The organism is Thauera aromatica (assembly GCF_023093595.1).
GTDB classification, from domain to species: Bacteria; Pseudomonadota; Gammaproteobacteria; order Burkholderiales; family Rhodocyclaceae; genus Thauera; species Thauera aromatica_A.
In genome coordinates this window covers 43,305-65,923 of sequence record NZ_JALLIK010000100.1, presented here as the reverse complement: position 1 = coordinate 65,923, position 22,619 = coordinate 43,305, and the positions used below count along the sequence as shown (strand labels likewise).

15 protein-coding genes are annotated in these 22,619 nt (G+C 70.4%); 10 read left to right on the top strand and 5 right to left on the bottom strand.

The genetic code is table 11. The features are described 5' to 3' along the window. From cysW to MXC99_RS09030, 3 genes are read left to right on the top strand one after another with little or no spacing between them, the layout of a single operon-like run. Nucleotides 1–909 carry a sulfate ABC transporter permease subunit CysW gene (cysW, locus tag MXC99_RS09040; protein WP_247725131.1) on the top strand — a complete coding sequence of 303 codons (909 nt, stop codon included), beginning with the start codon at nucleotides 1–3 and terminating at the stop codon, nucleotides 907–909. Beyond that, nucleotides 906–2,039, top strand: a complete 1,134-nt coding sequence (locus MXC99_RS09035) for a sulfate/molybdate ABC transporter ATP-binding protein (protein ID WP_247725130.1) — start codon at nucleotides 906–908, stop codon at nucleotides 2,037–2,039. The genes cysW and MXC99_RS09035 overlap by 4 nt, the downstream gene beginning before the upstream one ends. Continuing rightward, nucleotides 2,036–2,965, top strand: a complete 930-nt coding sequence (locus tag MXC99_RS09030) for a CysB family HTH-type transcriptional regulator (protein WP_247725129.1) — start codon at nucleotides 2,036–2,038, stop codon at nucleotides 2,963–2,965. Before MXC99_RS09035 ends, MXC99_RS09030 begins: the two co-directional genes overlap by 4 nt. Here MXC99_RS09030 and MXC99_RS09025 read toward each other — a convergent pair. Further along, entirely contained in the window at nucleotides 2,887–3,954 is a 1,068-nt protein-coding gene (locus MXC99_RS09025; RefSeq protein ID WP_247725128.1) for an AraC family transcriptional regulator, read from the bottom strand. The genes MXC99_RS09030 and MXC99_RS09025 overlap by 79 nt on opposite strands. A gap of 182 nt (nucleotides 3,955–4,136) precedes the next feature. Between MXC99_RS09025 and MXC99_RS09020 the strand changes: the two genes are divergently transcribed. Beyond that, complete coding sequence (locus MXC99_RS09020; RefSeq protein ID WP_247725127.1) at nucleotides 4,137–4,988, top strand: class I SAM-dependent methyltransferase; 852 nt, start codon at nucleotides 4,137–4,139, stop codon at nucleotides 4,986–4,988. Nucleotides 4,989–5,053: 65 nt separating this feature from the next. Here the strand turns inward: MXC99_RS09020 and MXC99_RS09015 are convergent, their stop codons facing one another. Together MXC99_RS09015 and MXC99_RS09010 are read right to left on the bottom strand one after the other, a co-directional pair. Further along, nucleotides 5,054–6,364, bottom strand: coding sequence for a tryptophan--tRNA ligase (locus MXC99_RS09015; protein ID WP_247725126.1), 1,311 nt, complete (start codon nucleotides 6,362–6,364; stop codon nucleotides 5,054–5,056). 51 nt (nucleotides 6,365–6,415) lie between these two features. Next, nucleotides 6,416–6,817: a hypothetical protein gene (locus MXC99_RS09010; protein ID WP_247725125.1), complete on the bottom strand. Its 402-nt coding sequence runs from the start codon at nucleotides 6,815–6,817 to the stop codon at nucleotides 6,416–6,418. Nucleotides 6,818–7,142: 325 nt separating this feature from the next. On the opposite strand from MXC99_RS09010, the gene ggpS reads away from it, so the two are divergent. Further along, entirely contained in the window at nucleotides 7,143–9,440 is a 2,298-nt protein-coding gene (gene ggpS, locus MXC99_RS09005; RefSeq protein ID WP_247725124.1) for a glucosylglycerol-phosphate synthase, read from the top strand. Nucleotides 9,441–9,483: 43 nt separating this feature from the next. Next, on the top strand, nucleotides 9,484–10,311 hold the full coding sequence (locus MXC99_RS09000) for a mechanosensitive ion channel family protein (RefSeq protein ID WP_247725123.1): 828 nt from the start codon (nucleotides 9,484–9,486) through the stop codon (nucleotides 10,309–10,311). Nucleotides 10,312–10,332: 21 nt separating this feature from the next. On the opposite strand, the gene MXC99_RS08995 is transcribed toward MXC99_RS09000, so the two are convergent. Further along, nucleotides 10,333–12,537, bottom strand: a complete 2,205-nt coding sequence (locus tag MXC99_RS08995) for a putative bifunctional diguanylate cyclase/phosphodiesterase (RefSeq protein WP_247725122.1) — start codon at nucleotides 12,535–12,537, stop codon at nucleotides 10,333–10,335. Nucleotides 12,538–12,784: 247 nt separating this feature from the next. Between MXC99_RS08995 and MXC99_RS08990 the strand changes: the two genes are divergently transcribed. The 4 genes from MXC99_RS08990 to MXC99_RS08975 all read left to right on the top strand — a co-directional run bounded on the left by MXC99_RS08990 (nucleotide 12,785) and on the right by MXC99_RS08975 (nucleotide 21,493). Beyond that, nucleotides 12,785–18,514, top strand: a complete 5,730-nt coding sequence (locus MXC99_RS08990; RefSeq protein WP_247725121.1) for an EAL domain-containing protein — start codon at nucleotides 12,785–12,787, stop codon at nucleotides 18,512–18,514. Between the two features lie 148 nt (nucleotides 18,515–18,662). Then, complete coding sequence (locus MXC99_RS08985) at nucleotides 18,663–19,283, top strand: DOMON-like domain-containing protein (protein ID WP_107221968.1); 621 nt, start codon at nucleotides 18,663–18,665, stop codon at nucleotides 19,281–19,283. 4 nt (nucleotides 19,284–19,287) lie between these two features. Then, on the top strand, nucleotides 19,288–20,508 hold the full coding sequence (locus MXC99_RS08980; protein ID WP_247725120.1) for an exo-beta-N-acetylmuramidase NamZ family protein: 1,221 nt from the start codon (nucleotides 19,288–19,290) through the stop codon (nucleotides 20,506–20,508). A gap of 40 nt (nucleotides 20,509–20,548) precedes the next feature. After that, nucleotides 20,549–21,493 carry a ribose-phosphate diphosphokinase gene (locus tag MXC99_RS08975; protein ID WP_247725119.1) on the top strand — a complete coding sequence of 315 codons (945 nt, stop codon included), beginning with the start codon at nucleotides 20,549–20,551 and terminating at the stop codon, nucleotides 21,491–21,493. A gap of 112 nt (nucleotides 21,494–21,605) precedes the next feature. Here the strand turns inward: MXC99_RS08975 and MXC99_RS08970 are convergent, their stop codons facing one another. After that, nucleotides 21,606–22,124: an O-acetyl-ADP-ribose deacetylase gene (locus MXC99_RS08970; protein ID WP_247725118.1), complete on the bottom strand. Its 519-nt coding sequence runs from the start codon at nucleotides 22,122–22,124 to the stop codon at nucleotides 21,606–21,608. Nucleotides 22,125–22,619 lie beyond the last annotated feature (495 nt).

Genomic DNA, 22,619 nt, shown 5'->3' with positions numbered 1-22,619 from the left:
ATGGCCGGCGCGACCACACTCCGCCTGGGCGCGGCCCAGGCCATCGGCCAGACCCGCTTCGAGGCGCGCGCGGCGACGCGCGAGACGCCGCTGGTGAAGTGGCTGATCCTGGGCACCGTCCTCAGCTTCTTCGCGGTATTCCTGCTGATGCCGTTGATCGCGGTCTTCGTCGAGGCGCTGAGGAAGGGCTGGGAGACCTACGCCACCGCGCTGGTCGACCCCGACGCGCTGTCGGCGCTGCGCCTGACCCTGCTGGCCGCCGCGATCGCGCTGCCGCTGAACCTGGTGTTCGGCGTGTGCGCGGCATGGGCGATCGCCAAGTTCGAGTTCCGCGGCAAGCACTTCCTGATCACGCTGATCGACCTGCCGTTCTCGGTATCGCCGGTGATCGCCGGCCTGATCTACGTGCTGGTGTTCGGCGCCCAGGGCTGGTTCGGGCCGTGGCTGGCGGAGCACGACCTCAAGATCATCTTCGCCGTGCCCGGGATCGTGCTCGCCACCGTGTTCGTGACCTTCCCCTTCATCGCCCGCGAGCTGATCCCGCTGATGCAGGCGCAGGGCAAGGAGGAGGAGGAAGCCGCGGTGGTGCTCGGCGCCAACGGCCTGCAGACCTTCTGGCACATCACGCTGCCCAGCATCAAGTGGGGCCTGCTGTACGGCGTGATCCTGACCAACGCGCGCGCGATGGGCGAGTTCGGCGCGGTGTCGGTGGTGTCCGGCCACATCCGCGGCCAGACCAACACGCTGCCGCTGCACGTCGAGATCCTCTACAACGAATATCAGTTCGCCGCCGCCTTCGCGGTGGCCTCGCTGCTCGCACTGCTGGCGCTGGTGACCCTGGGCGTCAAGACCTGGGTCGAGCACCGCGCCGCGCACGCGCAGTACGACGTTTCCGAAGGACAGTCATGAGCATCCAGGTTCGCAACATCCACAAGCGCTTCGGCAACTTCGTCGCCCTCGACGACGTGTCGCTCGATTTCCCCACCGGCGAGCTGGTCGCCCTGCTCGGCCCCTCGGGCTGCGGCAAGACCACGCTGCTGCGCGTGATCGCCGGGCTGGAACAGGCCGACACCGGCCAGGTGCTGCTCGACGGCGAGGACGCCTCGGGCACCCATGTGCGCGACCGCCAGGTCGGCTTCGTGTTCCAGCACTACGCGCTGTTCCGCCACATGAGCGTGTTCGACAACGTCGCCTTCGGCATGCGCATGAAGCCGTGCACCCAGCGCCCGTCGGAAAAGCAGATCGCCGAGAAGGTGCACGCGCTGCTCGACCTGGTGCAGCTCGACTGGCTGGCCGACCGCTTCCCCGCGCAGCTCTCCGGCGGCCAGCGCCAGCGCATCGCACTCGCCCGCGCGCTCGCGGTGGAGCCGCGCGTGCTGCTGCTCGACGAGCCCTTCGGCGCACTCGACGCCAAGGTGCGCAAGGAGCTGCGGCGCTGGCTGCGCAAGCTGCACGACGAGCTGCACATCACCTCGATCTTCGTCACCCACGACCAGGAGGAGGCGCTCGAAGTCGCCGACCGCGTGGTGCTGATGAACAAGGGCGCGGTCGAGCAGATCGGCACGCCCGAGGAGGTCTACCGCCATCCGGCCACGCCCTTCGTCTATGGCTTCCTCGGCTCGGTCAACCTGTTCCACGGCCGCACCGACAGCGAAACGGTGCGTGTCGGCGGGGAGGTGCTGCACCATGCGGACCCACGCTTCGACGACGGCGCGGAGGTCGTCGCCTTCGCCCGACCGCACGAGCTCGACATCGTCGTCGATCCGGCGGCGACGGTGGGCATCGCCGCCCGCGTCAGCCGCGTCCTCGCCTTCGGCGTCACCGCGCGCGTCGAGCTCGACGGTGTCAATGGCACCAGCGGCCAGCACTTCGAGGTGGAGATGACGCGCGAACGCGTGACCGCCCTCGGCCTGGCGGAGGGCCAGCCGGTACGCCTCGTCCCCTCGCGGCTGACGCTGTTCGCGCACGACGGCAAGACCGTGCGCCCGGCGGCCGCGAGCACCGGCGGGGCCGAGTTCGACGCGGGCGCCGGGATATGAACTTCCAGCAGTTGCGGATCATCCGCGAGACGGTGCGGCGCGGCTTCAACCTCACCGAGGTCGCCAACGCCCTGTTCACCTCGCAGTCGGGGGTGTCCAAGCACATCAAGGACCTCGAGGACGAGCTCGGCATCGAGCTCTTCGTGCGCAAGGGCAAGCGCCTGCTCGGCCTGACCCCGCCGGGCAAGGAGCTGGTGGTGATGGTCGAGCGCATGCTGCTCGACGCCGCCAACGTCAAGCGCCTGGCCGAGCAGTACAGCAACCGCGACGAAGGCCGGCTCACCGTGGTCACCACCCATACCCAGGCACGCTACGTGCTGCCGACCGTGGTCGCGGCCTTCAAACGCGCCTATCCGAAAGTTCACCTGAAGCTGCACCAGGGCAGCCCGGGCGAGATCGTGCAGATGCTGCTCGACGGCGAGGCCGACATCGGCGTCGCCACCGAGGCGCTGGCCGAGGTGCCGGAGCTCGCCTCCTTCCCTTATTACGGCTGGCAGCACGCCGTGGTCGTCCCCGCCGGACACCCGCTGGAACAGGTGCAGCCGCTGACCCTGGAGGCGATCGCCGCGCACCCGGTGATCACCTACCACGAGGGCTTCACCGGCCGCGCCCGGATCGACCAGACGTTCACCCGCGCCGGGCTGGCGCCCGATGTGGTGATGTCGGCGCTGGATGCCGATGTGATCAAGACCTATGTCGAACTCGGGCTGGGCGTCGGCATCCTGGCCTCGATGGCCTTCGACCCCGAGCGCGACCGCGGCCTGCGCAAGCTCGACAGCGCCCACCTGTTCGCCGAGAACGTCACCCGCATCGCGGTGCGCCGCGGCCACTACCTGCGCGGCTTCGCCTACCGCTTCATCGAGCTGTGCGCGCCGGAGCTGACCGAGGTGGTGGTGGCGGATGCCGTGGGCGGCACGGCCGGCTGATCCTGCCGCCGCCAGGCCGCCGGCGGCACGCCGACCAGGCGCTTGAAGCTGCGCGAGAACGCCGCTTCCGACTCGTAGCCGACTTCCACCGCGATCGCCGCCACCGTGTGGCGGGTCTCGCGCAGCAGGCGCGAGCCGAGCTGGATGCGCCAGCTCGCGAGGTAGTGCATCGGCGGCTGGCCGAGCAGCTGCACGAAGCGCTCGTGCAGGGCCGAGCGCGACAGGCCGACCTGCCGCCCGAGCTCGTCGATCGTCCATCCGTGCGCCGGATCGCCATGCAGCAGCGCGAGCGCGCGCCCGACCTGGCGGTCGCGCAGCCCGGCCAGCCAGCCCCGGGCGTCGGCGGGCAGGTCGTCGAGGTAGCGGCGCACGGTGTCGACGAACATCATCTCCGCCAGGCGCTCGAGCACCGCGTCGCCCCCCGCCCGGCGCTCGGCGGACTCGCGCGCCGCCTGGTCGATGACGTGCGCCATCCAGCCCCCGGCCCGCGCCGCCGGCAGGTGCAGCAGCCGCGGCAGCGCGGCGACCAGCGGGTTGAACGGGCGCAGGTCGCAACCCAGGAAGCCGCACACCAGCACGGCATCGGCATCGTCGCTGGGCGCGGTCGGGGCGGGCAGGCCGATGCCGTCGCGGTAGCTGACCGGGATCGGCCGCGGTGCATCACGGTTGGCGAACACCCACTCCGGCTGCAGGCGCTCGGCCGCCAGGCCGGGTGCGCTCGACATCACGTGCGCATCGCCATGCGGCAGCACGACGATGTCGCCGCTCGCCAGCCGCAGCGGCACCTCGCCGCTGACCGCGGCCCAGCCGCTGCCGCGCACGACCATGTGGAAGGCCATCACGTGATCGGCGCCGGGCATCACCGCCGCGGCGATCTCGCGCGCCGGCGGCGCCTCGGTCGCCCAGTTGCGCCAGCAGCTCACGTAGTAGAAGACCGCGGCACGCAAGCGCACGGTGCCGAGCAGGTCGGACAGGGTATCGCGCCCCATCGGGCAGGACCTCCGCAAATCGGGCAGGCGCGTGCGGGCAAGGGCGGACGCACGATCAAGCCTGCCGGATTTCCAGTGAAGCATCGAACCCGCCACAGCGAAAGAATGCAGGCGTCGGTCGCGGTCACGCCCGACACGGATCCACAGAGGTCCGCCCCACCCCCAGAGCAAGGAGACATCAGATGAACGCCCCCACCGAACTGCGCGCGGCCATCGCCAGCGCCCCCGCCACCCCGGATCTCGCCGCGATCAAGCAGCGCCAGCAGGCCACCTGGGCCAGCGGCGACTACGCGGTCATCGGCACCACCCTGCAGATCGTCGGCGAGCACCTGGCCGAGACCGCGGACGTGCGCGCCGGCGAGCGCGTGCTCGATGTCGCCGCCGGCAACGGCAACGCCACGCTGGCCGCCGCGCGCCGCTTCGCCGAGGTCACGTCCACCGACTACGTGTCCACGCTGCTCGACAAGGCCGCCGCACGCGCACGCGCCGAAGGGCTGGCGGTGCGCTTCCAGGTCGCCGACGTCGAGGCCCTGCCCTTCGCCGACGGCGAGTTCGACGTCGCGCTGTCCACCTTCGGCGCGATGTTCGCACCCGACCACCAGCGCACCGCCGAGGAGCTGCTGCGGGTCGTGCGTCCGGGCGGGCGCATCGGCATCGCCGCATGGACGCCGGAGGGCTTCATCGGCCGCCTGTTCCGCACCGTCGGCGCGCACGTACCGCCGCCGGCCGGGCTGCGCTCACCGGTGAAATGGGGCGACGAGCCCTATCTGGTGGAACTGTTCGGCGCCCACGCCGAGGACATCCGGTGCAGCCGCCGCAGCTTCAACTTCCGCTACCGCTCGCCGGAACACTGGATCGAGATCTTCCGCAACTACTACGGCCCCACCCACAAGGCCTTCGCCGCACTCGACGAGACCGGCCAGGCCCACCTCCATGCCGACCTGATGGCCCTGCTCGAGTCCCTCAACGTCGGCGGCGAGGATTCACTGGTGGTGCCGGGCGAATACCTCGAGGTGGTGATCGCCCGGCATTGAAGGACCGGGCTGCGGGCTGCCCGCCCGCTGCGTGCGCGACCGGCTTGCCCGACCGCGCCGCCGGCTCAGGCGGCGAACGCCGCCAGGGCCTCGGTGAGCTCGGCGGGGCTCACGTCCTCGGCCAGTGCGGCCACGTTCTGCCCGTCGACCACGACGGCCGCGCCCTCGACCGCGAACGCGGCGCCCTGCTTGAGCGCCGCCACCACCGCGCCCGCCTCGCGCGGCGAGGCGAAGCCGGCGCCCTGCAGCAGCAGGCGGCCGTCGCCATCGACGAGCTTGAAATGGAAGCGGCCGTCGGCTTCGCGGTACTGCTTGAACTGCGGCAGCGCGGCGGGTTTCGGCTTCGCCGCGCCCGCCGCGGCGGGCGCGGTGGCGAGGCTGCGCAGGCCGACGGCGTGGCGCAGCTCGGCGAGGAAGGGGGCGGCGAGCACGCGCGCCTTCTCCGCGCCTTCGCGCAGCTGGCGCTCGATCCGCGCCGGCTCGGCGATCAGCGCCTGGTATTGGTCGCGCATCGGCGCCACCGCGCCCTCGATACGCTCGAACAGCGCCTGCTTGGCTTCGCCCCAGGCGATGCCGTCGTCGAAGGCGGTGCGCATCGCGCGCGCTTCTTCGGCGCTGGAGAAGGCCTGGTAGAGCTGGAACAGCGCCGAACCGTCGGCGTCCTTGGGCTCGCCCGGCGCCTTCGAGTCGGTGACGATGGAGAAGATCAGCTTCTTCAGCTCAGCCGGCGGCGCGAACAGCGGGATGGTGTTGTCGTAGCTCTTGCTCATCTTGCGCCCGTCGAGCCCGGGCAGGGTCGCCACCGAGGCATCGATCGCCGCTTCCGGCAGGACGAAGTGCTCGCCATAGAGGTGGTTGAAGCTGCCGGCGATGTCGCGCGCCATCTCGAGGTGCTGGATCTGGTCGCGCCCGACCGGCACCGAGTTGGCCTTGAACATCAGGATGTCGGCGGCCATCAGCACCGGATACATGAACAGCCCCATGCTGACCCCGGCATCGGGGTCGAGGCCGTCGGCGGCGTTCTTGTCCACCGCCGCCTTGTAGGCGTGGGCGCGGTTGAGCAGGCCCTTGCCGGCGACACAGGTGAGCAGCCAGGTCAGCTCGGGAATCTCGGGGATGTCGGACTGGCGGTAGAACCACACCCGCCCGGTGTCGAGCCCGGCGGCGAGCCAGGTGGCGGCGATTTCCAGCGTCGAGCGCTGCACCCGCGCCGGATCGGCGGTCTTGATCAGCGCGTGGTAGTCGGCGAGGAAGTAGAAGCTCTCGACCCCGGGGTGGCGGCTGGCGGCGACCGCCGGGCGGATCGCACCGGCGTAGTTGCCGAGGTGGGGCGTGCCCGAGGTGGTGATCCCGGTGAGAACGCGCTGGACAGTCATGGATTGCTCCGGCCGGACAAAGGCGCGAGTTTAGCAGAGCCCCCGGGCCGCTTATTCCGTCCACCGCAGCGCCAGGCGCGCACCGCCGCCCGGCACCAGATCGACCCAGTGTTCCTGGGTGACGCCGCCGAAACGCGCGGTGATCCGATAGCGCCCCGCCTCCGCGACATCGACCTGGCCGATCGGCCCGCACAAGGCTTCGACGCGGCGCCCGGCGAGCGGATCGTCGATGCGCGTCGCCACATCGGCCAGATAGGCGCCGTCGACGGTGGAAAACAGCAGCGTCAGCGCATGCATCGGCGCATCGGCGCGCATGCGCTGCGACTCTTCGAGGCCGATCCCCCCGCATTCGAGGCGCAAGGCCCCGCCCTCGCCGCCCTGCTGGGCAAGCCCGGGCAGGCCGCCGAGGGCCAGCCCGAGAAACAGCGCCATCCTTGTTGCGACCCTGATCATTGCCGATCCTTCCCGTAGCAGGTCGATAAAAGGCCGATTGTCGCGGGAGCGGCTGCCGGCAACAAGCCGCCCTTGCCCGAGCGCGCCTGCGACTACGGGTTGTGCATCGCAGCAAAACCGGCTTACAATATTTGTCCAAACGTTCCGTCCGGCACCGCGGCGGCCACAGCTGCAGCATCAGCCCCTCCGGCCCCAAGCACCGCCGCACGCAAGCCCTCCCGGCGCGGCCGCCAGCGCTCCCACCGCCGCCCCCTCCCCTTGCCGGGCATTCCGAATCGAACCAGTCGGCACCGATGTCGGCGTTCACCCACAAGGAGAACCGCACATGCTGCTCGCCACCGATCTCGACGGCACCTTCCTCGCCGGCCACCCGGAAAACCGCCAGCGCCTCTACCAGCTGATCGGCGCCCACCCCGGAATCAAGCTCGCCTTCGTCACCGGCCGCGGTCTGGAAGTGGTGCTGCCGATCCTCTCCGACCCGACCATCCCGGTGCCCGATTACATCATCTGCGACGTCGGCGCGACCATCGTCGACGGCCGCAGCCGCCAGCCCGTGCAGCCGCTGCAGTCGGACATCGATGCGCGCTGGCCGGGCGAACACACGGTCGCCCAGGCGATGGCCGCGTTCGGCGCCCTCGAACGCCAGGAAGTCCCGCAGCAGCGGCGCTGCTCCTACTTCTGCACGGCCGAAGCGGTCGACGCCAGGATCGGGGAGGTCGCCGCCGGACTCGGCTGCGATGTGCTCCATTCGGCGCAGCGCTATCTCGACATCCTGCCGCGCGGCGTGAACAAGGGCAGCACGCTGTCCGCGCTGGTCCGCCATCTCGGTCTCGAGCACGACTCGGTGCTGGTCGCCGGCGACACTCTGAACGACCTGTCGATGTACGAAGCGGGCTTCATCGGCGTCTGCGTCGGCGAGTCCGAACCCGCCCTGCTCGAGGCCACCCGCGACCGCACACGGGTACTGCACGCGATCCACACCGGCTGCGGAGGGATTCTCGAGGCGATGGCCCACTTCGGTTTTCTCGGCGGCAGCGGCATCGAGGCCGAAGTCCAGGCCATGGACGCGCCCGGCAAGGCCGAGCTGGTGATGGTCTATCACCGCCTGCCGTACGAGGAAGTGTTCGACAACGGGCGCCTCGCCCGCCGCCGCCCGAGTTCGCCGAACGGCATCATCCCCACCCTGCTGTCCTTTTTCGGCAACAGCCGCAAGGGTTCGTGGGTGGCCTGGGCGGTCCACGACCCGAAGAAGGCGCTGCCTTTCGAGACCCACACCGAAGTCGATCGCGAACGCTACCCGGAGCTCGTCGCCGCCCGCGTTGCGCTGAGCCAGGACGACGTCGACACCTTCTACAAGCGCTTCTCCAAGGAAGCCTTCTGGCCGACGCTGCACACGTTCTGGGAACGCGCGGTATTCCGCGAGGAGGACTGGACGGTATTCCTCAAGGTCAACCGCCTGTTCGCCGAACGCACCGCAGCCGAAGCCGCCGAAGGCGCGGTAGTGTGGATCCACGATTACAACTTGTGGATGGTGCCGGCGACCCTGCGCGAGCTGCGCCCGGACCTGAAGATTGCCTTCTTCCACCATACCTACTTCCCTTCGGCCGATGTGTTCAACGTCCTGCCCTGGCGCCGCGACATCGTCGGCAGCCTGCTGCAGTGCGACTACATCGGCTTTCACATCCCGCGCCAGGCCGAGAACTTCGTCGATGTCGCGCGCGGCACAGGGCCGCTGAAAGTGCTCGAGACCCGGGCCTGCGCACCGCGCTACCTCACCTACGGCTGCGCCGTCGGGCTCGATGAAGTGAGCACCGTGATCGAAGCCGGCGGTCGCCGCATCGGCCTCGGCGCCCACCCGGTGGGGCTCGACGTCGAGCGCGTGCGCGCGGTGCTGGCAGCACCGCAGACCACCGCGCGGCTGGCCACGCTGCGCCGCGAGCTCGCCGGCACCCGCGTGATCCTGTCGGTCGAGCGCCTGGACTACACCAAGGGCACGCTGGAAAAGCTCGTCGCCTTCGAGCGCCTGCTCGAAGCCCACCCCGAGCTGTGCGGCAAGGTGTCGCTGCTCGCGGTCTGCGTGCCGGCAGCGAAGGAGATGACCGTCTACGACGAGCTCCAGACCCGCATCGAGCAGGCCGTGGGCAAGGTCAATGGCCGCTTCGCCCGCGTCGGCTGGACGCCGGTGCAGTTCTTCTTCCGCGCACTGCCGTTCGAAGAGGTCGTGGCCTGGTATGCGATGGCCGACGTGATGTGGATCACCCCGCTGCGCGACGGCCTCAATCTCGTCGCCAAGGAATACGCCGCCACCCAGGGCCTGATCGGCGGCCAGGGCGTGCTCGTGCTGTCCGAATTCGCCGGTGCGGCGGCGGAACTGCACGGCGCGGTGCTGACCAACCCGCACGATCTCCACGACCTCACCGCCAAGCTCTACTTCGCGATCGCGATGAACCGTGCCGAAGCCGAAGCGCGCCTGCGCGAGTTGTTCGAGATCGTCTGCCACAATGACATCCAGCGCTGGGGACAGGACTTCCTCGACGCGGTGAATGCGCAACCGGCACCGCCGGCATCGACGGCCGCCTCCGTGCCGCCGCAGCCCGCCCCGGACGAAGTGCTCGCCGCCTGAGCGATCCGGCCAGCCGACCGATCATCGACCGCAAGGAAAGCCCATGCTCGACACCCTCACCAAACTCGACTGGATCGACGCCTACGCCCTGCCCTGGGGCATCAACCTGCTGTTCGCCCTCGGCATCTTCGTGCTCGGGCGCTGGGTGTCGCGCGGCATCGTCGCCCTCGTGCGCAAGCTGCTCGTCCGCGCCCGGCTCGACGACATCCTGGTGAATTTCATCGTCTCGATCCTGCAAGGGGTGCTGCTCCTGGTGGTGATCATCGCCGCACTCGACCGCCTCGGCGTAGACACCACCTCGCTGGTGGCGCTGATCGGTGCCGCCGGCCTCGCGATCGGCCTCGCCTTGCAGGATTCGCTGAAGAACTTCGCCGCCGGAGTGATGCTGATCGTGTTCCGCCCGTTCAAGGCCGGCGACTTCGTCGAGGCCGCCGGCACCGCGGGGGTGGTCGAAAAGATCAACATCTTCAGCTCCACCTTCCGCACCGTGGACAACCGCGAAATCATCGTTCCCAACGGTGCGATCTACTCCGGCGTGATCACCAATTTTTCCGCCCGCGCCACCCGCCGCATCGATCTGACCTTCGGCATCAGCTACGACGACGACATCCGCAAGGTGAAGGCGATCATCGAACAGGTGCTGCGGGACGAACCCCGCCTGCTCGCCGATCCGCCCCCCTTCATCGGCGTCGCCGATCTCGCCGACAGCAGCGTCAACCTCCACGTCCGCCCCTGGGTGGCCACGGACGACTACTTCGCGACGATGTGCGACCTGAAGGAAAAGGTGAAGATCGCCTTCGACGAGAACGGCATCACCATCCCCTACCCGCAGGTGGACATGCACCAGCGCATGATCCCGGCCCCGCGCTGAACGCGGGCGGCAGCGCCAAGCCTATGCCGTGAACCAGGGCAGGCGCGCGAAGGCCTCGGCCGGCAGCGGCCGGCTGAACAGGTAACCCTGGCCGGCATGGCAGCCGAGCGCGCGCAGGATCGCCAGCTGTTCTTCGGTTTCCACCCCCTCGGCCAGGGTGGTGAAACCCAGGCTGCGCGCCATGGCGATGGTGGCGGACACGATCGCCCGGTCATCGTCGCGGGCACCGAGCCCGCGCACGAAGCTCTGGTCCACCTTCAGCTTGTCCAGCGGCAGGCGCTTCAGGTAGGCGAGCGAGGAATAGCCGGTACCGAAATCGTCGAGCGCGAGGCTGACGCCGAGCGCACGCAGCGCCGCCAGCTTGGCCACCGCCAGTTCGACTTCGCCGATCAGCGCCGATTCGGTGATTTCCAGTTCCAGGCAAGCGGCGGGCAGGCCGGTTTCGCATAGCACCGTTTCCACCAGGGCGACGAGGTCCTGGTGCTGGAACTGGCGCACCGACAGATTCACCGCGATCCGCCCGAAGGGCAGGCCGGCATCGAGCCAGGCGCGGGTCTGGCGGCAGGCTTCGCGCAGCACCCAGGCCCCGATCGGCACGATCAGGCCGGTCTCCTCCGCCAACGGGATGAAATCGGCCGGCGGGATCATCGCCTGGCCTTCAGGCTGCCAGCGCAACAAGGCCTCGGCGCCGACGAAACCGCCGTCGCCCAGGATCATCTGCGGCTGGTAGAACAGGCGCAGCTCGGCGCGCTCGAGGGCGCGGCGCAGACGCATTTCGAGCTGCAGGCGCGCGCTGGCGGAAGCCCCCCACTCGGCGGCATAGAAGCAATACGCGTTCCGCCCCTGCTTCTTGGCCTGGTTGAGCGCGGCATCGGCACGCTGGATGAGCAGCGTGCCGTTGTCCCCGTCGCGGGGAAACAGGCTGATGCCGATGCTCGCGCTCACCATCAGCTCCTGCCCGCCAGGCAGAGCGAACGGCTGCTGGACCAGGGCACGGATCTTCTGCGCCACGCCGACGGCATCATCGGGGGTCTGGAGGTTCTCGGCCAGCACCAGGAACTCGTCGCCGCCGAGGCGTGCGACGCGGTCGCTGCCTCCCAGCCCCTGCTCGAAACGACGGGCGATCGCGCACAGCAGTTCGTCGCCGGCCGGATGACCGAGGGATTCATTGACGTTCTTGAAGCGGTCGAGATCGAGCAGCAGCACCGCGACCATCCCGGAATGGCCGCCCCCTGCCCGCTCCAGGACGTGGCTCAGGCGGGCATGGGCGAGCAGGCGATTGGGCAGGGCGGTCAGCGGATCGTAGTGGGCAAGGCGCTCGAGCTGCCTTTCCGCACGCAGCTTCTGCACCGCCAGCGCCGACAGGCGGGTGAACACCTCCATGAACTCGAACTCGCTGCGCCCCAGCGCGCGCTGCACGCCGTAGTACAGCGTGAAGGTGCCGAGGACCTGCCCGCCGGCATCGGCGAACGGAATCGAGCAGCAGCTGCGGATGCCGGCCCGGCCGGCATATTCGCGCAGCGCTGCGCTCCATTCGGGCTGCGCCAGCGCATCCTCGGCGATCACCATCTCGCCCCGCGCGGCCGCCGCCCCCGAGCACCCGCCGCCTTCGCCGACCTCGACGCTCTCGATAAGCGCACGATACTCGCCGGGCAGGCTCGGCGCCGCCGCCACCGAAAAACGCCGCGACGCGGGATCGACCAGCAGCACCGCCACCCTGACCTCCGGCAGCAGCGCTTCGACATGCCGCGCCGCCAGCCCGAGGACGTCGCCCAGCGCATTTCCGGCAAGCACGCAGTTGAGGACGTCGGTGCGGGCGCGCTGCAGCATTTCCGCCTGCCTGCGGACGGTGACGTCGGTCCACGAGCCGAGCGCCTCGAGCGCCCCGGTGCGCTCGTCGCGCACCAGGTTGAGTTCGTCGTGAATCCAGATCATGCGCCCGTCGCGGCAGCGGAAGCGGTACTCGTGGACCAGCCGTCCGGCCGCGAACAGCTCGGCCTGGCGCGCCCCGATCTCGTCCTTCATGTCCGGATCGACGTTGTCCCACCACCACCCTGGCGCCAGCGCCTGAGCACTGCTGTAGCCGGTGAGACGGGCGACGTTGTCGCTGACCCAGGTAGCGGACAGGCGCCCGTCGCGTTCGCGAAGGCTGTACAGGATCGTCGGACTTGCGCTCAGCAGGCGCCGCAGACGCGCGCCGTCCGATTCATACGGTTCATCGACCATGGAGAACGGCAATCCGGTTTCGAGGAGGGCGGTTGCCGATTGTATGTCACCTTTTGATGATCGCGCAGCGGCGGAGCCGTTGCGGCCAGTCCACAGTGACATGGCCGCCGCCGACCGGAATACGCGCAATGCGTGCGCCGCCCCGCCGAACTCTCTATCATCGCGTCCTGTTGTTACAACTTTGTGCATCCATCCGGCGACAGCAACGATACCGGCACGGCCCAGGGAAACGAACAGGGAAGAACCCATGAACCAGCACCCCGGTGAGCGCGCCGGACACATCGACGCCGCGCCCGGCGGCTCCGGCCATGGACGCACCGTCCTCCTCATCCTGGCCCTGTCCGTCGCCTACGCGCTCGCCGCCCATGGCGGGCGGCTGATCGCAACGTCGTCCGCCTTTCCACCACCGCTGGCGCCGGCCGCCGGGGTGGCGCTGGCGGGCCTGCTCGTCTTCGGTCTGCGCTGCTGGCCGGGCGTGTGGCTGGGGGCGATGGCGGCGGCCGCGGGGTTCGGTGCGGGGCCGGTCGAACAGACATCCGCCGCCGCGCTCACCGCCACCGCGGCCACGCTGCAGGCCGTGCTCGGCGCCACGCTGACGCGAACGCTCTTCCTCCCCGGCCTGCCGTTGGCCCGGCCCTCCGCGGCGCTGCGCTTCCTGCTGCTGGCCGGACCGCTGAGCTGCCTGTTCTCGGCCGGCCTGCTCACCCTCGCCAGGGCCGGATTCGGGGTCTCGCCCGGCCCGCTGCCCGCGTTCGACCTGTGGCTGCTGCTGTGGTCCGGCGAGGCCCTGGGCGTCATGCTGTTTACCCCCTTGCTGCTGCTCGCCTGGCCCCGCATGAGCGCGGTCTGGCACGGCGTGCGCGCCCACGTCGCGTTGCCGCTGCTGGCCACCGCCGCGGTCCTGGCCACCGCCGCCGCCGTCGTTCAGCAGATGGCCGACGCCCAGCGCCAGGCCTACCTCGCCGACGTTGCCGAGTACGTTTCCCGCGACGCCCAGTACGCCCTCAACGCCGCCCACGAGCGGGTGCGCGGGGTGGAACGCTTCCTCGCCGCCAGCCCGGACGTGGACGCGGCCGATTTCGCCGCATTCACCGCCCCGCGCGGCAACGCCATCGACCTCAAGGGCATCGCCTGGGCGCCGCGCGTGGCCCCGCAGCAGCTCGCCGCCTTCGAGGCCGCAGCCCGCCAGCAGCTGGGCCTGCCCGGCTACCGGGTGTTCGAGCCCGACTACGAATGCCGCCCGGCGCCGGTCGCCCCCCGCGCCGAGCACTTCCCCCTGATCTATATCCAGCCCGATATCCGCTTCCGCAAGTTCGCCGGACTCGACCACGGTTTCGAGCCGGCACGGCGCGGGGCGATGGCCGAAGCACTCGACAGCGAGCGCGGCTTCGGCGTCGCGGTGGCGATGACCTGCCTCACCGGGGATGTCGAACTGCTGATCGACGTGCCCCACTTCGCCGCCGGCTTCGATCCGCGCAACGCCACCCCCGAAGCGCGCCGCGCCGCCCTCACCGGCTACGTCGTCGGCATCGTCGACACCGGCGCCCTGTTCACCACCCAGCTCGACGCCGTGCGCAAGAGCGGCCTGGCGCTGCGCGCCGCGCTGGTGCGCACGGCGGGAGAAAAAGCGCTGCGGCTGGTCGACAGCTTTCCCCCCGGCCATGCCCCGGAGTGGAGCACGGACATCGACAGCGCGCAATTCACGCTGCGCATCGAGCTTGCCGCACTCCATGCCCAGGGCATCCCTTATCCACTCCTTCCCGTCGCCGCCCTGCTCCTCGGGCTGTACGTCGTCGCCTTCAGCCTGATCACCGCCGGACGCCAGGCGCTCACCGAAGTCGAGGTCGCGGCACGCACCCGGGCGCTCGGCGACAGCGAATCGCGCCTGCGCAGCCTGGTGGACAACATGGCCGCCTTCGTCGGGGAAACGACGCCGGACGGCACCATCACCGAAGTCAACCGCGCCGTCCTCGCCGCCGGCGGATTGCAGCGTGAGGCCGTGATCGGCCAGCGCCTCGACACCCTCTTTTGCTTCGCTCACTCCCCCGAAGCCCAGGCCCGGATCCGCGCCGACATCGAGCGCGCGGCGCGCGGCGAGGCCGTCCACCACGACGCCGACCTGTGTGCCGCCGACGGCACGATCATTCCGATCGACTTCATGCTGACGCCGGTGCTCGATGCCGACGGGCGGGTCGCCAAGCTCATTCCGTCCGGCGTCGACATCCGCGAACGCAAGGCGGCGGAGAAGGCGCTGCAGTCACTGAACCAGAACCTCGAAGCCCAGGTGCAGGCACGCAGCGCCGCCCTCGCCGCCAGCGAAGGGCACCTGCGCACGGTCCTGCAGAACCTCAACGGCATGGTCTACCGCTGCCGCAACACCCCCGACTGGCCGATGGAGTTCATCAGCAACGGCGCCCGCGAGCTGCTCGGCCGGGATCCGGCGGAACTGCTCGCCGGGCACCCCTCCATCGCCACCCTGATCCACCCCGAGGATGCCGGGCGAGTCTGGCGGGAAACGCAGCAGGGGGTCGAGGCGCGCACCCCGTACCAGCTCGAATACCGCCTGCGCCATGCCGACGGCGGCTGGCGCTGGGTGATGGAAAAAGGCCATGGCTCATGGGACGAGCACGGCCGGCTGCAGTACCTGGACGGGTTCATCACCGACATCAGCGCGCGCAAGGCCGCCGAGCAGGCGCTGGAGGAAACCAACCGGGACCTCGAGCGGCGCGTCGCTGCCGGCACCGCGGAAGCGGTCCAGGCACGCCGCGAAGCCGAACAGGCGAACCAGGCCAAGTCGGCCTTCCTCGCCACCATGAGCCACGAGATCCGCACGCCGATGAACGGCGTGCTCGGGATGCTGGAAATCCTCGAACACAGCGAGCTGAACGAGCACCAGCGCGAGCAGGTGCAGATCATGCGCGACTCCGGCACCACCCTGCTCGCCCTGATCGACGACATTCTCGACTTTTCCAAGATCGAGGCCGGCCGGGTCGAACTCGAGCACGCCTCCGTCTGCATCGCCGAACTGGCCGAAGGCCTGTGCGGCTCGCTGCTGCCGGTGGCCCGGCGGCGCGGCTGCGCGCTGCGGGTGTTCGTCGCCCCCGAGGTCCCCGAGCGCGTGCTCGCCGACGACACCCGCCTGCGCCAGGTGCTCTACAACCTGCTCGGCAACGCGATCAAGTTTTCTTCCGGCAACCCCGACCAGCCGGGACGGGTATCGCTGCGGGTCACCATCGAGGAGTCGCAGCCGCTGCGCCTCGCCTTCCGGGTCGAAGACAACGGCATCGGGATGGGCGAGGCGACGCAGGCCCGCCTGTTTACCCCCTTCACCCAGGCCGACACCACCACCACCCGCCGTTTCGGCGGCACCGGCCTCGGCCTGGTGATCTGCAAGCGGCTGGTGGGCCTGATGGGCGGCGGCATCACCGTGGAAAGCCGCCCCGGCCTCGGCAGTATCTTTACCGTAAGCCTCCCGTTCGAAGCGGCCGCCGAACAGCCGGCCCGGGCGCAACCCGATCTGGCCGGACTGAACTGCTTCCTGCTCGAGCACCCGGAGCTCGATGCCGAAGCCTTCGCCCGCTACCTCGCGCACGCCGGCGCCACCGTACATCGCACCGCCGATCCGACCGAGGTGCTGCGCTTCGCCTTCGCCGCCGCCGCGCCGATCGTGCTCGTTCACACCGAAGCGCAGCACGGCCTCCTGCACGACGGGACGGCACCCGGCAGGTTGCGCCGCGTGCAGATCGGCCACGGCCGCCGCCGCCAAGCGCGGCAGGACACCGCCGACGGCGTCGTCATCGACGGCGACGCGCTGCGCCGGGAGGCCTTCCTCAACGCCGTCGCCGTCGCCTCCGGACGCGCTTCGCCGGAACGCCCCGGCGCCCGCGCGACCGACCTGGGGCCCGCCACGGCCCTGCCACCACCCACCGTCGCCCAGGCCCGCACCGACCGGCGCCTGATCCTCGTCGCCGAGGACGACAGCGTGAACCAGATGGTCATCCTGCAGCAGCTCGCCCTCCTCGGCTATGCCGCCGAAGTCGCCAACGACGGCGCCGAGGCCCTGGCCCACTGGCATTCGGGCGGGTTCGCGCTGTTGCTCACCGATCTGCACATGCCGAACATGGACGGCTACCGGCTGACCGAGGAGATCCGCCGCCAGGAGCACAGCGGGCAGCACCTGCCCATCATCGCCCTCACCGCCAACGCCCTGCGCGACGAAGCCAGCCGCGCCCGCGCCGCGGGCATGGACGACTACCTGACCAAGCCGGTGGCGCTGGCCAAGCTGCGCGCGGCGCTCGAGCACTGGCTCCCGCAGCGCGACGGCGGGAGCACCAGGCCCGAAGTGGCGCCGCCCAGGCAAGGCGGTGCGCTACCCGTGGCCCAGCCGGCGCCCGAAATAGCGCAGCCGGTGTTGGACGTCGCGGTGCTCGAGCGCCTGGTCGGCGAAGACATGGGCGCCGTGCGCGCCCTGCTCGCGAAATACGCCGGCACTGCCAGCGCGATCGCCGCCGAACTGGACGAGGCCGCCGGGGCGGGGGATTTCGCCCGCCTCGCCGCGACTGCCCACCGGCTCAAGTCGTCGTCACGCTCGGTCGGTGCGCTGGCGCTCGGCGACCGCTGCGCCGAACTGGAGCTCGCCGGCAAAGCCGCCGACGCGCAGGCGGTCGAACGCCACCTGGCGCAGTTCAGGATCCTGTTCGAGCGGGTCGACGCCGAACTGGCCGCAATGCTGAGGGCGGCCGACGCCCCCGCCGCCGAAGATCCGGAGCACGCCCTGCAGATCCTCCTCGTCGATGACGAAGCGTTCGCCCTGGAACTGCTCACCCGCCAGCTCGCCACGCTCGGCTTCAACCGGGTCACCGCCACCGGGGGCGCAGCCCAGGCCCTGGCGCGACTGGCCGACCGCAGCGTCCATTTCGACATCGTCTTCAGCGACCTGCAGATGCCGGGCATGGACGGCGTCGAATTCGTGCGCGCCCTGGCCCAGGCCGGCTTTACCGGAGAGTTGGTGCTGGTCAGCGGCGAGAACGAGCGCATCCTGCAAACCGCGAACCAGCTCGCCCGGGCCCACGGTTTGCGCGTCCTCGGCAGCCTGAGCAAGCCCGTCGCCCCGGAGCGCCTGCGCAGGCTGCTGGCGCGGCACACCGAGGCGTCGGCGCCGCAGCCGCGCAGCGAACGCAAGATCTACGCCCCGGAGGAACTGCAGCGGGCGATCGCCGGCGGCGAGTTGCTGTGCCATTGCCAGCCCAAAGTGAGCCTCGCCACCGGCGCGCTCACCGGAGTGGAGATCCTGGTGCGCTGGCAGCACCCCGAAGACGGGCTGGTGTTCCCCGACCGCTTCATCGGTGTGGCCGAAGAGCACGGCCTGATCGACGCGCTGACGCGCGCCGTGCTCCTCGCCGCGCTGCGCCAGGCGCGCATCTGGCACGAAGCCGGGCTCGACTGCCCGGTCGCGATCAACCTGTCGATGGACAATCTCGGCTATCCGGAATTCGCCGACTTCGTCGTCGACGCGCTGGCGCAGGCCGGCGTCCCCCCGGACAGTCTGGTGCTCGAAGTCACCGAGAGCCGGCTGATGAAGGACGCCCGCACCGCACTCGACGTCCTCGCCCGCCTGCGCCTCAAGCGCATCGAGCTGTCGATCGACGATTTCGGCACCGGGCACTCCTCGCTCGCCCAGCTGCGCGACCTGCCGTTCAACGAGCTCAAGCTCGACCGCGGCTTCGTGCACGGCGCCGGCCGCGACCCCAACCTGGCGGCGATCCTCGCCTCCAGCCTGGACATGGCGCGGCGGCTGGGAATGCGCACGGTGGCCGAAGGCATCGAAGACCGCGACGACTGGAACTTCCTGCGCGAAAGCGGCTGCGATGCCGCGCAAGGCTACTTCATCGCCCGCCCGATGCCGCTCACGGCGCTGGCCGGCTGGCTGCCGCAATGGGAAGAGCGCCGGCGCGAGCTGGGCCTGTCCGCGCCGTGACCGGCGCGCCCCCCGCGCCGTGATCGGCGCCCCTCCACGCCCGCCGTGACCGGCGCGACGTGCGCACGGCACCGTCGAACCGGCTACCATTGCGCCTGGCACGGCCTTCGGCCGGCCCCCTCCCGCCCCCGCTACCATCCCGATCACCGTGAGCCTTCCCCACCACGCCCCTCCCCGCGTTCCGACCATCACTGTCGGTCTGCGCCCCCACCCTTTCAGCCCGGATGCGGCCGCACCCGGCGGCGGTCCGGTCGGCCGCGTGCTGGCGACGATGTATGCCCCGGCCGAAGGCGGCGCGGTGTTCGAGTTCCGCCTCGAAGACTGCCGCGTCGACGCCTTGAAGATCCCCGCCGCGCAGCCGCCCGGCCCCGCCGACGGGCTGTGGCGCCACACCTGCTTCGAGGCCTTCCTCGGCATCCCCGGCGAAGACGGCTACCGCGAGTTCAACTTCTCGCCCTCCGGACAATGGGCGGCCTACGCCTTCCGCGCCTGGCGCGAGCGCATCGCCGATTTCCGCCCCGGCGCCGAACCGCAGCTTCGCTGCGCGCGCCACGGCGACGGCCTCGCGCTGACCGCGCACGTTCCCGCCGCGCTGCTGCCCGCGGTGCCCGCCGGCACCGAACTGCCGGTCGGCCTCGCCGCGGTCATCGAGCGTGCGGACGGGCAGCACGAATACTGGGCGGTGCGCCACGTCGCCGCCCAGCCCGATTTCCACGCCCGCGAAACCTTCGCCCTGCGCCTGACCACGGCGCACCGGGATGCGGGCTGAGCCGATGCCCGCGTCGATCCGCTTCGGCCTCGAGCGCCTGATCGCAGACCCGGCGCTGCGCCGCCCGCTCGCCGGTCGCCGCATCGCCCTGCTCGCCCACCCCGCGTCGGTGACGCGCGACCTCACCCACGCCGTCGACGCCCTCGCCGCCCTGCCCGGCCTGCACCTCACCGCCGCCTTCGGCCCGCAGCACGGCCTGCGCGGCGACAAGCAGGACAACATGGTCGAGTCGCCCGACTTCGTCGACCCGGCGCACGGCATCCCGGTGTTCAGCCTGTACGGCGAAGTGCGCCGCCCGAGCGCGGCGATGATGGACACGTTCGACGTGCTGCTGGTCGACCTGCAGGACCTCGGCTGCCGCATCTACACCTTCATCACCACGCTGCGCTACGTCCTCGAAGAAGCGGCGAAACACGGCAAGACGGTCTGGGTGCTCGACCGCCCCAACCCGGCCGGCCGGCCGGTGGAAGGCACGCTGCTGCGCGCCGGCTGGGAAAGCTTCGTCGGCGCCGGGGCGCTGCCGATGCGCCACGGCCTGACGATGGGGGAACTCGCGCGCTGGTTCGTCGCCACGCTGCGACTCGACGTCGATTGCGCGGTGATCCCGATGGACGGCTGGCAGCCCGCCGCCGCCCCCGGCTACGGCTGGCCGCTGGGCGCACGGAGCTGGATCAACCCCAGCCCGAACGCACCGAACCTGTCGATGGCGCGCTGCTATGCCGGCACCGTGATGCTCGAAGGCACGACCCTGTCCGAAGGCCGCGGCACCACCCGCCCGCTCGAGCTGTTCGGCGCCCCCGATCTCGACGCGCGCGCCCTGATCGCCGAAATGCGCCGCCTGGCGCCGCACTGGCTGCAGGGCTGCGTGCTGCGCGAGTGCTGGTTCGAGCCCACCTTCCACAAGCACGCCGGGCGCCTGTGCCGCGGGGTGCAGCTCCACGTCGAGGATCCGGCGCACTACGACCACGCCGCGTTCCGCCCCTGGCGCCTGCAGGCACTCGCCTTCAAGGCGATCCGCGCGGTCCATCCCGGCTACCCGCTCTGGCGCGAGTTCGCCTACGAGTACGAGTTCGACCGCCTCCCGATCGACCTCATCAACGGCTCCCCGCTGCTGCGCGAATGGGTGGACGACACCGCCGCCGTCCCCGCCGATCTCGATGCGCCCGCCCGCGCCGACGAAGCCGCCTGGGACGAGACGCGCCGCCCCTTCCTGCTCTATCCTTGAGCGCCCGCAGCCACCCCGGCACGACAGGAGGCCTCGACCGATGATCAAGCACGGACTCCAGATCTTCGCCTGCAACGCCAGCCGCGAACTCGCCGGCGACATCAGCCAGCGCCTCGGCCTGCGCCCGGGCGCACTCGACATCTCGCGCTTTTCCAACGACAACCTGCGCGTCCAGGTGCGGGAAAACGTGCGCGAACGCGACGTCTTCGTCGTGCAGTCGTTCACCGAGCCGGTCAGCGAGCACATCATGGAGCTGCTGATCACGCTCGATGCGCTGCGCAGCGCTTCGGCGCAGCGCATCACCGCGGTGATTCCCTATTACTCCTACGCGCGTTCGGACAAGAAGGACGCGCCGCGGATCTCCATCACCGGGCGACTGATCGCCGATCTGCTGCACACCGCCGGCGCCGACCGCGTGCTCACCATGGATCTGCACGCCGACCAGGTGCATGGTTTCTTCAGCGTGCCGGTGGACCACCTGACCGCGGTGTCGATCATCGCCGAGCATTTCCGCAACCGCCACGACCTGTCGCGGATGGTCGCGGTCGCCACCGACGCCGGCGGCGCCAAGCGCGCCGGGCGCTTCTCCGAGGCGCTCGGTATTCCGCTGGCGATCATCGACAAGCGCCGGGTATCGGACACCGCGGTGAAGCAGGGCCACGTGGTGGGCGATGTCGCCGGCCGCGACGCGGTGATCTTCGAGGACGAGATCGCCACCGGCGGCACCCTGCTGTCCTCGATCGCCACCCTGCACGCCGCCGGCGCGCGCAGCATCCACGCCGCCGCCACCCACGGCGTGCTGTGCGGCCTGGCGATCGAACGCCTGCGTGAGGCGGCGCTCGACTCCATCGTTGTCACCAACACCGTCCACCTGCCGGCGGAAAAGCGCCTCGACAAGCTCACCGTGCTCGACGTCGCGCCGCTCTTCGCCGCCGCGATCGAACGCATCCACAGCGGCCAGAGCGTGGGCGCGCTGTTCGAATAGCGGCCCCGCGCCCGGCCTGCACAGCGGGGCCGCAACGCAGCCGCACGCCGCCCCGGCAGCGCCCTAGAGCGCTCGGGACGGTGGCGCGGGCGGGATTCACCGCGGCCGCGACTCAGGCCGCGGCGGCGCCGAGCAGAGCTTGGTAGATCCGCAGGTCGGCCGCCGAGAAGCAGCAGAACACGACCTCCCGCACCGTATCCTGCGCCGCTGTCGCCGCGCGCACGGTATCGACCGCGATGCGCGCGGCCTCCTCCACCGGGTAGCCGTAGACGCCGGTGCTGATCGCCGGAAAAGCGAGCGAGCGCACCCCGGCGGCGACCGCGAGCTCGACCGCATGCCGATAGCAGGAAGCGAGCAGCGCAGCCTCACCGGCACCGCCACCGTGCCATACCGGGCCGACGGTGTGGATCACGAAGCGCGCCGGCAGGCGAAAGCCCGGCGTCAGGCGCGCCTCCCCGGTCGGACAGCCGCCCAGGAGACGGCAGGCGGCAAGCAGTTCCGACCCCGCGGCGCGGTGGATCGCCCCATCGACACCGCCGCCGCCGAGCAGGGTGGCGTTCGCAGCATTGACGATGGCATCGACCGCGAGAGTGGTGATGTCAGCCTGGATGGCACGTAGCAAGGTGGTCATGATGCGGTCTCCACGGATGCGAGAGTCCCCCTTCGCGAGTAGGCATCCGCAGAGGGTATCGAGGGCTACACCCGACAACGGCGGAAGGGGTGGCGAGCAGGATCGATGCTACTCCGCAGCGCTTACACCGTCACCGCCGGCCGGCCGTGCAGAGTGCCAGGACCACCAAGGCGATGCCCCCGGCAGTACATCGAATCCCCTCGATTTGCCCCCTTGTTCAGACTTCCAGTGCCTTCACGTGGGTGATGACCTCCCCGATCGCCTCCTGTGCGCTGCCGTACAGCATGCGGCAGTTGTCCTTGTAGATCACCGGCAAGGCGGTCGCCACGCTGCGCCTGCCTGCCGGGGAGATCGCGCACCGCAACCTGCCGCTGCCTTTCCCAATCGACGAGAACCTTGTCTATGACGGCACCAAGATCGACCGCCTGTTCGGCTTCGAGCACACGCCCTTCCACGTCGGCCTGCGCGAAGCGCTGAAGTACTACCTGATGGTCA